Origin of the sequence: Paenibacillus sp. 1182 (assembly GCF_017833915.1) — a bacterium.
In the GTDB taxonomy this organism is placed as follows: Bacteria; Bacillota; Bacilli; order Paenibacillales; family Paenibacillaceae; genus Paenibacillus; species Paenibacillus polymyxa_D.
Map to the genome: position 1 here is coordinate 96,871 of NZ_JAFICR010000016.1, position 15,088 is coordinate 111,958.

The following is a 15,088-nucleotide window of genomic DNA, read 5'->3' on the forward strand; positions in this document are numbered from 1 at the left end:
CTCACCGGGAGGAATCACAATGTCTAACGAAGTGAGAGTTTACCCTGTTCAAGCTCTGAACGAAGCCCTGACAGATTCACTGAGTCGACTGTTAATCGACGTGGTTGCAGACGGTGCATCTATAGGTTTCTTACCTCCATTAGGTTATCAGGAAGCAGCAGCTTATTGGAATAATGTACTTGAGGATGGCGTAGTTCTGTGGATTGCCGAGAAGGACGAAGTACCTGTAGGGACGGTCCAGCTTCATTTGGCTCAAAAAGCTAACGCTATTCATCGTGCGGAAATTGCAAAGCTTATGGTACATCCGTCCGGGCGCAGGCTTGGGATCGCACGTCAGTTAATGAAGGCAGCGGAAGAAGAGGCACTAAGTCAGGATAGAACGTTACTGGTGCTAGATACGCGGGTGGGTGATCCCTCCAATGGACTATACGAGTCGATCGGGTTCGTGGAAGCTGGTGTTATTCCGGGTTATGCTCAATCAGCCGATGGTCAACTGCATGCCACTCGATATTATTATAAGCCATTAAATCCGTATTCCAGTCATAGCTGAGCATTTGCCGAATAACCGTGGTATATACGGGTAATCATAACTTGTCATAGGATTACATAACCTTTTTCCGCGTTTATTCGACTGGTAAAGCACGGGAATCGGAACGTATAATGAAGAGGGGATCAGAAGAGGTCTTTTTATGTCAATTTGGCTGTACTGAATTGAAGAACGTAGCAAACACAGCGGAGGAATCAGAGAATATGAGGTTGGAGCATGATTTTTTAGGTACCAAGGAAGTACCATTAGATGCCTATTACGGTGTACAAACGCTGAGGGCAAAAGAAAATTTTCCAATTACAGGCCAACGACTGCACCCTGAGTTGATTAAAGCCATGGCGATCGTGAAAAAGGGAGCAGCGACGGTAAATATGGAACTAACCCGTTTACACCGCCCCAAAGCAGAGGCCATTATTCAGGCTGCTGATGAGATTATACAAGGACAGTTGCATGATCATTTCATCGTCGATCCCATTCAGGGCGGCGCAGGCACGTCCATTAATATGAATACAAATGAAGTGATTGCGAACCGCGCGTTGGAGCTGATTGGCAAGCAACGCGGAGATTATCAGGAGATCAGTCCTAATAATCATGTTAATATGGCGCAATCGACGAACGATGCTTTTCCTACAGCCGTACACTTGGCTGTATTAAGCATGATTGATAAACTGTTGGATACCATGAGTGAGCTTCAGGAGGCATTTTCCCGCAAGGCCAATGAGTTTGATAGTGTGATTAAGATGGGTAGAACCCACTTGCAGGATGCAGTGCCAATCCGATTAGGACAGGAGTTTCAGGCTTATGCGCGTGTGCTGGGTCGTGATATCGGACGCGTGCGTGCGACCAAACAGCACCTGTTAACGATTAATATGGGTGCAACTGCGGTGGGTACTGGCCTGAATGCAGACCGTCGTTATATTCAGCGTGTTGCAGAGGTACTGGCAGACGTCAGTGGCTTCCCTGTGGAAGCTGACGAAAATCTTGTAGATGCTACACAAAATACGGATGCTTATACCGAAGTGTCTGCCGCCTTGAAAATTTGTATGATGAATATGTCTAAGGTGGCAAATGACATCCGCTTAATGGCTTCCGGACCTCGTGCAGGTCTGGGAGAACTGAGTCTGCCTGCTCGTCAGCCAGGGTCATCCATTATGCCAGGTAAGGTAAATCCGGTGATGTGTGAGGTCATTAACCAAATTGCTTTTCAGGTCATTGGTAATGATCATACGATCTGCCTGGCTTCAGAGGCGGGTCAGCTGGAGCTGAACGTGATGGAGCCTGTGCTTGTCTACAATCTGCTGCAATCGCTGGAAATTATGAAGCAGGGCTTCCACGTTTTCCGTATACATTGTGTAGAAGGAATTGAAGCAAATGTGGAGCGGTGCCGTGAATATGTGGAGAACAGTGTAGGTATTATTACAGCACTCAATCCCCACCTTGGATATGAGGTAGTATCACGCATTGCCCGCGAAGCAATTACGACGGGGAAATCGGTGCGCGAGCTGTGCCTGCTGTATAATGTACTGACCGAGGAAGAGTTGGACATTATATTGGACCCGTACCAAATGACTCAGCCTGGTATTGCCGGAGAATCTTTGCTGAATCGCGAATAATGATGCGGAGTATGGAATTTAGACAGCTTTGAGGCAAGACGAAGATAGCCCCGTCGAATCTGGCGGGGCTATTGTTATGTGATAAAGAGAGATGTAATAGGGGAGCCAGCGTGCATAGGGGAGTTCCCTGTTAAGGATGATACGGCTACGCTTATGGTAGAAAAGGGAGAGTTGGATGTTGCTAGAAAAATTATTGGCATACAAGGAATTAGGAATAGGGCTCATTGTACTTTTAGTGTTGTTTGCGCTCATCATCAGAGGACTGATACGCGGTCGCAGAAATCGGATTTTACGTGATCTGGACCCACGCAAAATTGGAATTCAGGATATAGATCGTATGGAGGATGGCTCGGAATTTGAGCTTTATTTGCAACGGTTATTATCCGCGCTTGGCTATAAGGACATCTATAAAACAACCAGTAGCCGGGATTTTGGAGCGGATCTGGTTTTTACAGACCGTGAAGGCGTCAGAGTTGTCATACAGGCCAAACGTTATGGCGTACAACATCCGGTGGGCTTGGGAGCAGTACAGGAAATTTACACCTCTATGCGTTATTATGCGGCCGACAAGTCTATCGTTATCACCTCCGGCCGTTATACGGAATCTTGTAAAACACTTGCTGCTGTCAACGGGGTTAAATTATTAGATCGCAACGACTTGATCGACATCATAGATTTATTCAAGGCTAGGCACCGCGAGGAGGTTATGGACCTATTAGAAAGTAAAGTAGATGTGATTGCTTCCAAATGGAGTGAAAGATAATCATAAAAGGGACTGAACTACTGGCGACGAGTTTGAAGGCCAGTAATCAGTCCCTTTTATTTTTTAACATGGTGCTTGTTCTTATACTGTTATCATTAGATGCCTGTCCAGACATCCTTGGCATAGCGTTTTTCCTGTTGGAGACGATCCAACCATTGCTGTGCTTCTTCTTTACTGGTATGGTGTGCTTCCGCGTAAGCAGCACAAAGGGTGTTTTCTACATCGGGAGCCATCCGGCTACCATCACCGCATACATATAGATGCGCTCCTTCATCAAGTAAGTGAATCAGAGTGTCCGCATCTTCTTTCATGACATGCTGCACGTATCTTTTGGGTTGATCGGGCAGACGTGAAAAGGCTGTATGAAGCGTAACGATTCCTTCCTGCTCCCAGGCTTGCAGCTCTTGCTTGTACAGATAGTCAAGCTTAGGATTACGGCAGCCATAGTATAGGTGAGCCTCGCCGAGCTGTTCCCCTCTTTCTTTAAGTACATGGCGGGTTTGGAGGAATCCGCGGAATGGTGCCACTCCAGTACCTGGACCGACCATGATGACAGGCACCGTCGGATCTTCCGGCAAACGGAAGCCCGACTGAGGCTTACGCACAAAAATGACAATTGGATCATCTGGTTGGAGCTGCGCCAAATAGTTGGAGGAAATTCCCAGGTATTCGCCCTGTCCGCTACGGGCTGGTCCACGCACGACGCCCACGGTTATACTCGCTGAATTCTCCGATTCAAGCGGAGAGCTTGAGATGGAGTAGTACCTAGGCTTGAGTGGAGGTAACAGCGAGATAAAGTTTTCAAATGGCAGCTCGCAGGCTGGATACTTCTCCAGAATATCCAGCATCGTGACGTGCTTCTGTCGTATTTCTTGATCAAAGGTAGCATCCTCTAGCAAAGCTTCGATTTCTTTCTTGTGCGGTGGACACACTGTAAAGGATGCTAGTTGCCGTAGCTGGGCTCTCGTTGCCGGTTCTTGCAGTTCCACACTGAGAGTGAGCAAATCTCCTACGCTGACAGGCCGATCTAAGGGGAGATGCGCCGCATCCCGGTCACTGCCTCTCAATACGATGTAGTCTTGATCCTGTAACTTAAAGCGTTGCATTACTCTATTCGCCAACGAAGCAGGATTACGCGGCAAAACACCCAGATGATCACCCTCGCGATAGGACAATCCGGTTGGTAATTGGATCTCCAGATGCCGTGTACTGCGTTCACTTTCAGCAGCGTGCAATTCACGATTCGCGGTAACAACGGCAGTAGTTGCCTCATAGTTGGCCGCCAGAGGAGCGCTAAGTACGTCGCTTACAAACTCTATGCTCAGACTGCTGGTGTCCTGTGGTTCTGTATCACTGTGCTCTATGCCGAAAGCATTCAGCAATTCCGGCCATAGGCCGCGATTCCAGACTTCCCAATCCTTCTCGAAGTCACCACTGGCGTCGCCCTCGCCCCGATCATACAGTCGCTTTGCCCCTTTGGCAGCCATTAGCTCATCAATCATCCTTGGAATGCGCTGATACGTGCTGGCCCAATTCCGGTCACCGCAACCAAAGACAGCGTACCTTATGCCTGCCAGTTGGCCCTCGTCTACCTGCTTCAACCATTCTACAAAGGCATCAGCATTATCCGGCGGATGTCCGTTATAAGATGCAGTCGTAATAAGTACCACGCCTTCTTTAGGCAAATGGTCCACACGATCATTCAGAGTTGCTATGCTGCTGTTAAAACCCCAATTCCGACCTAAATCGGCTAGTTCACCCGCAAGTCCCTCAGCTGTACCCAGATTCGAGCCGTACAAAGACAGCAAAGAAGTATCATGTTTTTCGGCATGAGGAGCTGCAACTTTTTGTTCCTCCTGTTCATGAAGTTCTTGAGCGGCACCCGGCAGCATGACGGCAGTCTGTGTGCTACGCGGTCGTACTTGAATGGTGAAGCCCTCAGGCTTGAGTGTGAGCGTCTCTTTGACTTTCAACTCATAATGAGTATGATCAATCAGCTCAAAATGTTTCAGTACCATACCCAGCACAAGGGTGGCCTCCTGTAAGGCAAACTGTTGTCCAATACAGGCCCGTTGACCGTTGCCAAACGGTTTATAGGCATCTTGTGGAATGGCGGATGGGTCCTCAAAGCGTTCCGGTCTAAATTCCTCAACATCTTCACCCCAAGCCTCGGTATCACGGTGCAGTTTCGGGATGAGTACATTTACACTGTCGCCCTTTTTAAGCGGATAGGTTCCGTCGAGCAGTGTATCTTCTTTGGCGAAGAGCGAGAAGGCGGGCGCTGTCGGCCATAGCCGCAGAGCTTCATTCAGTATCATCCTTATGTACTTGAGCTCACGCACCTGAGTATAGGAAGGCAGCGAATCGGTGAGCACGCGATCCACTTCTTCATAGGCTTTGGTTAGCGTTCGTGGATTTTTAAGCAAATAGTAAATGGCAAAGGATAAAAGCCCACTGGTCGTTTCATGACCGGCGATGAGGAAGGTGATGATCTGATAACGGATATTTTCATCATCCAGCGTTTCACCTGTTTCCGGGTCCTTGCCTTCCAGCATACGTGCCAGTAAATCCTCTTCACCTTGGTTGCCCAGGGTTTTGCGTTCTTGAATAATGCTGTCCACCAGAGAGAACATCGTTTCGATGTCGTGTTTAAACTGTTTTTTCTTCGATAACATCAGCTTGTTTTGCAAATTGAGGCGTTGCAACTGACCCATTGCTTCATCCAGTGCGCGTGTCATACTGGTCACGAACGGATGGGGCTGGTCGCGGTAAAAGCTGTTAAAACGATAATTAAAGCCGCATAATCCGATGGTATCCAAAGTCAGCCGGGTCATATCTTCCGGTACCTCTACACTTTCATCTGGATTGAGCCGAGACCATTTCTGCACCAGCTGAACCGCAAGATCAAGCATCATATTGTGGTAACCCTTCATAGCCCGCTGACTGAAGCTTGGTAGCAATATTTGATGGGCCTTGCGCCAGTTCGGTTCCTCAGTCCAGCTTGTGAATAGTCCGTCTCCGGCAAAAGCTCGTACTTTTTGTAAGGGAGCCCACACCTGCTTATCGAAACGGGATTCATCACAAGCATCTGCCACTAGCTTATGATCGGAAATATAAATGTTCGTTCCTTCAGGCAGATCCATGCGAAAGATGGGACCGTACTCATTAGCAAGCTTAACCAGAGACTGGACAGGGGCATGTGTATCAATCAAGGGCAGATTTCCTAAGGGACCATATGTTTTGGGTTGTGGAATTAAATGGGTCGAAGTCATTTTAAATGTTGCTCCTTTCAGATTGAAATAGGGTGATGGTTTCAAAGTACCTATGTTTTCCAAATTACACTTTATTCTTCCGGTATAAACGAAAATAAATGAATTTGGACAGTTCGTATAATAAAAACAAAGCAAAATATACATTTTTTACATAATAAACAAAGACATCACACTTATCACACTTCTATTAACAATGAATTTACAGAAACTCTTATGAAAAAATATGCTTTTATAACCGATATAAAGATGTTGGGGATTTGCATTTTATGTTGAGGTGATATGTCATGAAGAAACGAGCTCTATTATTAACTTTTAGGTGGATTCCCATTGTCACGATCTTTGCATTATTGGTAAGTGCATGTGGGCAATCAGACGTACAAACCAAGGCCGAACCCATTAAGGTGGGAATCGTACTGTCAGATATTGGTCTGGGTGACCAATCTTACAGCGACGCGGCTTTTCGAGGTTTGGTCAAGGCACGGGATGAGGGGAAGATTGTTTTTGAATACCGGGAAATAACGGAGACCAAGACGTATGATGCGGCTTTTGAGCAGCTTGCTCAAGAAAAAGCGGATTTAATCATTGGGTTGGGTTATATGGTGAAGGACAGTATGGAATCCATTGCCAAAAAATACCCAGACCGTAAATTTTTAATCGTGGATGAGAAATCAGATTTACCGAATGTGGCCTCTATTAGCTTCAAAGCAGAAGAGGGCAGTTTTATGGCTGGGGTCGTTGCCGGTTTGACGAGTCGCACCGAACAGGTGGGTTTTCTTGGAGGTGCGGAATCTCCTCTGTTGAAAAAATTTGAAATTGGGTACCGCGCAGGGGTGCAATCAGTCAAGCCTAATGCCAAAGTTACTGCAACGTATGCAGGAGATTTTGGAAAGCCGGAACTGGGTACGAAAATTGCAGATGACATGATTAATCAGGATCAGATTGATGTTATCTTTGCAGCCGCAGGTCTCACGGGCGTAGGTGCGCTACAGGAAGCGCAAAAACAGCAAAAATTAGCCATCGGGGTCGATAGCGACCAGTTTTTTATTGCGGAAAAGGCGGTAGTGACCTCGATGTTTAAAAATGTAGACATTGCAATTTATACAGCAGTCAAAGGCTTTGCAGATCATCAAAGAAAATTTACGGAGAAGGATATGGTGTTTGGTCTTGCAGAAGATGGCGTAGGTTTAGCGCCTATTCGTGTCGTGACACTGAGTCCGGATCAGCAAAAGTTGTTGGATGATTTAAAGGAAAAAATCAAATCCGGCACACTTACTGTTCCCACCCAATAAATTTTCGCAAACGGAGGATGAAAGCTGATGAAACTGCAAGGTAAACTGGTGCTGAATGCGATGATTTCCTTGATCGCTTGTCTGGCTTTAGTGGCATATATCATTTTTGAATTAATTCGTATTAACTCGCAAAGTAGTAATTTGGTTCCGGCTATGTTGAATGTACAGCAGCTCAATGCCTATTTGATTCAGTCGGGACAGGCGTTGCAAAATTATTCTGCTTCCATGACAGAGAGCAACAAAGCTGATGTGCAAAATCAACTGACTCAGTCTGAAAAGACGATTGCTTTGCTTTCACAGGGCATGATGCAGACCGAAGAACAGCAAAAACGACTGAATACGATTAAAACAAAATTCAGCCAATTGAAAGTAGCAACGGAGAAAGCAATGAGTACCCAAAACAGTCCGGAGTCCAAGCGGGAGGCCATGCGCGCCCAGGGGATTCAGAACGATGTTTTTATGCTGGATCTGCTGACCAAGGCACGTTATGACCAATACACAGAAGATTTGACCAAGAGCATTCGTTTTACTTGGCAATTGGCCTTAGCAGGTGCAGTTTTACTTCTGGTGGCAGTTGGGCTATATAATACATACACCTCCAGGCAGCTTGCCCTTAGAACACGTAAGTTAACGGATGCCGCAAAGCAAATTGCCGAGGGGAATCTGACCGTTCAGCTCGCACAAACGAAGGGACGCGATGAGCTGGACGAGCTCAATGAATCTTTCCGGGTAATGATCGGGAACTTGCGCAGCATTGTACTCTCCATTGATCAGGCGGGTAATCGTGTCGATCTGATGGCTCGGGATATTGATCACCATAATGAGGCCATGAAGGAAATTGTGACACAAGTCAGCACGTCAACAGAGGAACTGGCGATAGGCAGTCAGAAAATTGCTGAGGATCTGTCGTCGACAGTTGGTGTTGTGGACGAGATGCAGCAAAAGTTTGAATCGAATCTGCTGGAGACCACTCAATCGACCGCGTATAGTGAGGATGCTTTGCGTGTCATTGAGCAGGGTACGCGGGTCATGAGCGATCAACTGCGTATTGTTGCAGAAAATCGTTCAGCCATGTCCGAAGTGGAGCAGACAGTCAAGGAGCTGGAAGCTAATGCAGCCGAGATTACAACCATGACTGGATACGTATCCGAAATTGCGAGCCAAACATCGCTGTTGTCCTTGAATGCTTCTATTGAGGCTGCACGTGCGGGTGAAGCAGGAAAAGGTTTTGCTGTGGTTGCCAATGAAGTGAAAAAGCTGGCGAATCAATCAGAGTCTGCTGTAAAGAAAATTTATACCGCAGTTGACGGTATTACGCAGGCTATGGATAAAGTGAAGACTTCTGTGGCGCAAAGTCAGGAGCTGTTCCGTGAGCAGGAGAAGGCAACCTCCTCGACCGGAGAATCGTTTACAGAGATTAGTGGCAAAGTGCAGCAAATTGCCGGCCAAGTCAGCAAGCTATCAACGGACATGAATGTATCGCGAGAATTGAGCGTACAGGTGCAGCAAGCTATCGAAAATATCAGCGCAATCACTCAGCAATCCGCCGCAGGCAGCGAAGAGATTACAGCTTCCACGGTAGAGCAGAAGCGTTCATTTGAGGAATCGGCTGAGAAGGTAAAAGAGCTTCGTCAGATTCGCGAGGAAATGCAGCGGGAACTGGATCGTTTTCAGGTGGAAAAGACAAGCTAAAACCTGTGAAGCGAGTATCTGTTTTTGCTGAATAATGAATATAAGCAGCCAAAGAAGAAGTTCTACCTAACACAGGGAGACTTCTTCTTTTTTTATTTTAATGATGTACTCATATGAAGTTTTATTAAGTTTGATTTACATAGGCAGGGAATTCCAACTCTTACGTCAAATAGATTTAGGGAGAATATGTCACCACGTATATGGGCAAGAGGAAGATGGACAACGAAGTCCGGAAGGATGAAGTTACGGGAATGTTGCGACTTAAGCTTCGATTGATACTGAAAAATAAACAGACAAGACTGATTCTACTGCTCACTTTGTGTGTGTCGCTCGTGATTAGCGTGATCGGCTTGCTATCGTATTCAGGATACCGTGAAGGTTTGGATACCGAGCTGAACACACCCAATATAGAATTATTGCAAATCAATCTGGATGTAACCAATCGGGCTTTTCGTGAGTCTGATAACAAGGCGCTGGATGCAGCATATCATCCGGATGTAGAGGCTTTTGTACGTGTCCAAACGGATAGGAAATCGCTGGAAGATAACGCCTCCGTCATAGATCGGCTTCAGAAATACTTGAAAACCCTTTCTTCACACGAAGAAATTTATTCGGTTGAAGTGATTTCTTTGGACAATCATGCTCTCGTATCCAGCAATTATGGTTACATGCCTGATTGGAAGCAGGCACCGGATACCACATGGGTTCCCTGGATTCAGGACATTCAAAAAAAACCGTTGTTGATTAAGCGGAGATGGTACGGCACCGATCGTGAGCAGGGGACGTTAGAGCTGCTTTCGCTGGCCAGGCCCATAGTAGAGAATGGTCAGGTCATGGGTGCGGTGCTAATCAATCTGGATTACGACCGTTTTTTCTCCAAACTATATATTCATTTATCCAACTCGCAATACGTGTATGATCTGGAGGGCGAGTTGATCTATCCCAAGCTGAGATTGTCCTTACCCTTAAATGATATGGGCAGGGTTTTGAAAGAGCTGGATGTGAGCCCCTATGCTTATGTGGAGATAGGGAATATGGAATATATGGCGAACCAAACCTTTTCTGATGTAACGGGCTGGCGTCTAGTCTCGCTCGTTCCGATGGACAAGCTGCTGAAAAATGTTAAGCTGGCGCGCAATATGATGCTGTGGCTGGCCTTTATCTCTATACTGGCTGGGTGCTCAGCAGTTTACTATTACAATTATGCAGCTTTTCGCCCCATGAAAAAAATTAATAGCCTGTTGAATTCGGGCAATAAGGGTACGCGCCAAGGAGGATTGTATGACCTGGAACCTGTGATTAGCAAACTGGTTGGAGAGTTTCATCGCAAATCATTGGTGGTAGAGCGAAGCCTGCCGGAGCTGCGTTCCAAATATATGGAAGATGTCATCCAGCGTAGAATGGGCATACAGGAAATGCGTATGAAATGGGAACAGTATTTTTCCGATTGGGACGGTAATTCTTTGTTTGTCATGATCGTGTCCATCGACCGATATTCTGCGTGGGCTGCAAGCTTTCCAGAAGAGGATAAAATGCTGCTCAAGTATGCGCTGAACAATATTTTGCTAGAGATGCTCGAACCTTACTGGAAAGCAGTATGCTCGCCGGAAGAGGAAAGTGGTTTTATTGTGCTGTTACAGTACAGCGAGAGTTCGAATGAAGTTGAAGTTGGTTCGGAGACTGCCCTCCAAGAGAGTATTTTGCTTCACAAAAGCGTTGATAGACTGATTCAGGTTGTCGGTGAGTATCTTCCTTTGACCATTTCTATAGGGATTGGTCATATGGTCACGGATATTCAAGAGGCACGGGCATCTTTTATAAAAGGAAAAGAGGCCCTTAATTTGCGTTTGTACGAGGGGTATGGACGTTCATACACGAATATGGACAGCAGCCTAAGTGTGAAAAAGGATAATACAGTGGATGAACAGTCAAAGGAGCAAATTCAGGATTCAACATTGTTTGACAATTGGCGTTTGGAAATAATTCATGCCCTGGAGTCGCAGGAACCTGGTGCAAGTGTAAAGCTAATCAGCCACTGGGTAGAAGAACTTCGACTCCACAGAACATCCCCAGCCCAGGTCTACTTGTTTGTTCATGAATTGCTGGAAGATTTGCTAAAATGGTGTGCCACTCAGAGTGTGACGCCGCCGGATCAGCTTGCTGATTACCACTGGAATCAGATTCTGACGCTAGACCTTCAAGACATTGAGGTATTGCTGGTCACTATGTTGACTGATATTGAAGAAAAATGGCACGGACGTATTCAGTCCAAAGATTTTGTGCGTGTACAAGAGATGATCGAATATATGGAACATCATTTGCATTTGAACATCGGGCTTCAGGAAATTGCGGATCATGTTCACATGAGCGTGTCCTCGGTGAGCAGTATGTTCAAGGAAGAAACAGGGACCACCGTTTACGATTATTTGACTGGATTACGCGTAAAAAAGGCATGCACATTACTATGTGAAACCCATTTGAAAATCGGAGAAATTGCAGAGCAGGTTGGATACCGAAATGAGAACAGCTTTATTCGGGCATTCCGCAAGCATAAGCAAGTGACCCCAGGGAAATTCAGACAAATCAGCAAATCTTCCAATGAATATGCAGATCGGTCAAAAGGTTGATACTTGGCGAAATAGAAGATAAATACGAAGATTAAGCGATAGCTGTAGCCCTCCACGTTGCGGTACATTGACTTCATGTAAACGCAAACAACAAGACCGAAAACGTTGGAGGTGAAAACGGGCGCATGACGGGCCCAGTTCATTTTTGAGAAGAGGAAACGTAATGAAGAAAAAGCCATGGCAAAAATATGTGCTGGTTGCGGCGGGAGTAGCTATGCTTTCTGCCTTGAGTATCAGTGAATATGTGGATCACCGCACCCTGCAGGATCACAGCCGTATATTTCCTACGAAGCCAATAACCCTTGTCGTTCCCTATGCAGCCGGAGGCGGTACAGATATTACCGCGAGAGCGTTGGCGAAAGCCGCCGAAAAGCATCTCGATCAGCCGATCATCGTCGTTAATCGAACGGGAGGAGGCGGTTCTGTCGGGCTGATGGAAGGGGCTGAGGCGCAGGCGGACGGTTATACCGTAACGTATCTGGTCGCTGAGCTGACTACGTTGCCTCATCTGGGACTGCTACCGCTCACCTATGAGCGATTTAAGCCGCTGCTTCAAACCAATATGGACCCTTCTGCCATTACGGTCCGGGCGGATGCACCATGGAAGACAGCGGAGGCATTTCTGGAGGATGCTGAGGCCCATCCCGGCAAACTCAAAATGGGGAATGCAGGCACAGGGAGCATATGGCACCTTGCTGCCGCAATGCTGGAACAGAAAAGTGGAGTCCGCTTTACCCATATCCCTTATGAGGGAGCAGGCCCAGCCGTCTCCGCTTTAATGAGCGGATTTGTGGATGCTGTACCCGTCAGTCCCGCAGAAGTGAAGAAATACGTGGACGAAGGGAAACTTCGCATACTGGCGATCCAGTCAGACACTATTTCGGAAGCGTTTCCAAAAGTGCCGACACTACAGCAAGCCACTGGGCTGCGTGTACATTTTATCGGCACTTGGAGAGGGCTGGCTGTGCCTAAGGATACACCGGATGCAGTTGCTCAAACGCTAACGGATGCACTGATCAAGGGAACGAAAGACGAGGAATTCAGGGAGGAAATGCGTAAGCATGGGTTGGGATTGCGTGTCCAGGATGCAGACGCATTCGCGCGACAACTGAAGGAGAGTCATGATACCTTCGCGAGACTGATTCCCGAGCTCGGTTTGAGCCGCAAGTGACACGGCCTTGTTTTTGCATTGGCAAAAACGAAAGGGTTGAACGAAGTTATGAAAATCAAACAAAACATTGATAAAATTCCAGGGGGCATTATGCTGGTGCCGCTGTTTATTGGCGCGCTTTTTCATACATTTACTCCATGGGCAGGCGACTATTTTGGATCTTTTACCAAGGGGCTGATGACAGGTACGGTACCCATTTTAGCAGTGTGGTTTTTTTGTATGGGGGCTTCTATAGATGTGCGAGCGACGGGTACTGTATTGCGTAAATCAGGAACGCTCGTATTGACTAAAATCGCGGTCGCGTGGGTAGTGGCGATCATTGCATCCAGATTGCTGCCTGTTGGGGGTGTAGAAAGTGGGCTATTTGCAGGTTTGTCGGTGCTGGCGCTGATCTCGGCTATGGATATGACGAACGGCGGGTTATACGCCTCCATTATGCAGCAGTATGGCTCCAAGGAAGAGGCGGGAGCATTTGTACTGATGTCACTGGAATCGGGTCCATTAGTGACCATGATTATTTTGGGTAGCACCGGACTGGCCGTTTTCGAACCGCAGACATTTGTGGGGGCGGTATTACCATTTTTGATCGGCTTTATGTTGGGCAATCTGGATCATGATTTCCGAAAGTATTTTGGGAACGCAACGCAAGCCTTAATTCCATTTTTCGGTTTTGCACTTGGTTGTTCCATTGACTTGAGTGTCATTGTCCAGACAGGTATGCTTGGTATTTTATTGGGTATTTTTGTCATTCTGGTTACAGGTATTCCACTAATTTTGGCGGACAAATATATCGGTGGTGGCAACGGTACAGCAGGAATCGCAGCTTCCAGTACAGCAGGTGCAGCAGTAGCGAACCCAGTCATTGTCGCCAATATCAAGCCTGAGTTCCTGCCTGTTGCGCAATCTGCAACGGCATTAGTTGCCGCTTCAGTCATTGTGACCTCGATTTTGGTACCTATTCTGACGGCATACTGGGCCAATTATATGAAGCGTAAGGAGAAATCCCGAGGAGCAGGGCCTGTAAATCCAGGGACGAATGTACCTAAATAAAGTTTGGATGATGATGGCTCAACTTATTATGGATCTTTCCATTACCCGGGAAATGCTTTTGCAGGTATACCTTCAATCCTAACATCACAAAACTTGTCCTAAAACACTTCTGCAAACATACATATATAAGCAGAGGAGCGTGATGGGATTGGAAAACAAGGTGCGCCGCTACTACCAGTTAAAGCAAAAGCAAAAAGAAATTGAAGGTGAACTGACTGATTTGCGTAATGACATTACCGCTCATTGTGCGCAGCAGGAGGTGTCAGATTGGGAAATTGGCAACTATCGGGTCAAGATTGTGCAGCAGCACCGTAAGGAATACGATCATACAAAGCTGTATGATTCACTGCCTGATCCGCAGCTATGGCGCTTGTTTTCCAAGCCGGATACGTCGAAGATTGCCAGTTTGCTTAAGCTCAAGGTCATCGCAGAGGAGCAAATAAAAGATGCTGTTTCTCTTAAAACGGTGACGCTATTGCAAGTGGATAAAAAATAAATAAAAAGAGCTGCCCCCGTTTTCGGAGCCAGCTCTTTTTATTGTCATTGTTACTAGTCTTCAACCCTCACGCTCTATAAGTTATTTATCTGACAAACTTTTTCCCACTCCTTTGAGAAAATGAATGCCAAATCCCATTGCACGGTTTACATCTGGATCATTCATCGCCTTCATAAGATCGCGCAGACGAGTCTTTTTATTCTGTTTTAGATGTTCATTGGCTTCGTTCAGGCCATTAGTAACGCTGTTTGTCAGCTTTTTCATCAGCTCGGGGTCTACCTCAGACAGCATTCCGGCTGCTCCCATGAGATTATTGATGATGTTCGTCACAGGCTTACGCGTCGCTTGTCCTACAGCGATTTTGGCGATGCTTTCTTTAGCCTTTAGCATAGACTGGGCTGCTTCGAGAAGACCACTATCGTGCAGCTCACGTACGATTTCAAGTGTCTTCTGCAGTGCCGCTCCATTGTCCGCCAGATCAGCAGTAAGCTGATCCAGCGATTGTTTTTGGCGTTCTTCTTCTGTCAAAACACGTTTTCTCACAATTGAAATAGGCTTAGCCACGGCT

10 protein-coding genes and 1 pseudogene are annotated in these 15,088 nt (G+C 46.6%); 9 read left to right on the forward strand and 2 right to left on the reverse strand.

Features of this window, described 5'->3' with window-relative positions:
• Nucleotides 1-19 precede the first annotated feature (19 nt).
• The 3 genes from JOD82_RS25190 to JOD82_RS25200 all read left to right on the forward strand — a co-directional run bounded on the left by JOD82_RS25190 (nucleotide 20) and on the right by JOD82_RS25200 (nucleotide 2,923).
• Entirely contained in the window at nucleotides 20-550 is a 531-nt protein-coding gene (locus tag JOD82_RS25190) for a GNAT family N-acetyltransferase (protein ID WP_165149868.1), read from the forward strand.
• A gap of 200 nt (nucleotides 551-750) precedes the next feature.
• A complete protein-coding gene (gene aspA / locus JOD82_RS25195) occupies nucleotides 751-2,160 on the forward strand; it encodes an aspartate ammonia-lyase (protein WP_029515429.1) in 1,410 nt (469 codons plus the stop codon).
• A 175-nt stretch (nucleotides 2,161-2,335) separates the two neighbouring features.
• Complete coding sequence (locus JOD82_RS25200) at nucleotides 2,336-2,923, forward strand: restriction endonuclease (RefSeq protein ID WP_029515428.1); 588 nt, start codon at nucleotides 2,336-2,338, stop codon at nucleotides 2,921-2,923.
• A 95-nt stretch (nucleotides 2,924-3,018) separates the two neighbouring features.
• Here JOD82_RS25200 and JOD82_RS25205 read toward each other — a convergent pair whose 3' ends face one another.
• A complete protein-coding gene (locus tag JOD82_RS25205) occupies nucleotides 3,019-6,195 on the reverse strand; it encodes a bifunctional cytochrome P450/NADPH--P450 reductase (RefSeq protein WP_209950165.1) in 3,177 nt (1,058 codons plus the stop codon).
• Between the two features lie 284 nt (nucleotides 6,196-6,479).
• Between JOD82_RS25205 and JOD82_RS25210 the strand changes: the two genes are divergently transcribed.
• The 6 genes and pseudogenes from JOD82_RS25210 (at nucleotide 6,480) to JOD82_RS25235 (ending at nucleotide 14,520) form a co-directional block, all read left to right on the forward strand.
• Nucleotides 6,480-7,484, forward strand: a complete 1,005-nt coding sequence (locus tag JOD82_RS25210) for a BMP family lipoprotein (protein ID WP_029515426.1) — start codon at nucleotides 6,480-6,482, stop codon at nucleotides 7,482-7,484.
• Nucleotides 7,485-7,511: 27 nt separating this feature from the next.
• Nucleotides 7,512-9,176 carry a methyl-accepting chemotaxis protein gene (locus JOD82_RS25215; RefSeq protein WP_029515425.1) on the forward strand — a complete coding sequence of 555 codons (1,665 nt, stop codon included), beginning with the start codon at nucleotides 7,512-7,514 and terminating at the stop codon, nucleotides 9,174-9,176.
• 215 nt (nucleotides 9,177-9,391) lie between these two features.
• Nucleotides 9,392-11,838, forward strand: a pseudogene (locus JOD82_RS25220) (AraC family transcriptional regulator).
• A 128-nt stretch (nucleotides 11,839-11,966) separates the two neighbouring features.
• Nucleotides 11,967-12,974, forward strand: a complete 1,008-nt coding sequence (locus JOD82_RS25225) for a tripartite tricarboxylate transporter substrate binding protein (RefSeq protein ID WP_209950167.1) — start codon at nucleotides 11,967-11,969, stop codon at nucleotides 12,972-12,974.
• 48 nt (nucleotides 12,975-13,022) lie between these two features.
• A complete protein-coding gene (gene kdgT, locus JOD82_RS25230) occupies nucleotides 13,023-14,024 on the forward strand; it encodes a 2-keto-3-deoxygluconate transporter (RefSeq protein ID WP_039274496.1) in 1,002 nt (333 codons plus the stop codon).
• Between the two features lie 142 nt (nucleotides 14,025-14,166).
• On the forward strand, nucleotides 14,167-14,520 hold the full coding sequence (locus tag JOD82_RS25235) for a hypothetical protein (protein ID WP_029515421.1): 354 nt from the start codon (nucleotides 14,167-14,169) through the stop codon (nucleotides 14,518-14,520).
• 81 nt (nucleotides 14,521-14,601) lie between these two features.
• On the opposite strand, the gene JOD82_RS25240 is transcribed toward JOD82_RS25235, so the two are convergent.
• Nucleotides 14,602-15,084 carry a helical membrane plugin domain-containing protein gene (locus JOD82_RS25240; protein WP_209950168.1) on the reverse strand — a complete coding sequence of 161 codons (483 nt, stop codon included), beginning with the start codon at nucleotides 15,082-15,084 and terminating at the stop codon, nucleotides 14,602-14,604.
• Between the last annotated feature and the right edge of the window lie 4 nt (nucleotides 15,085-15,088).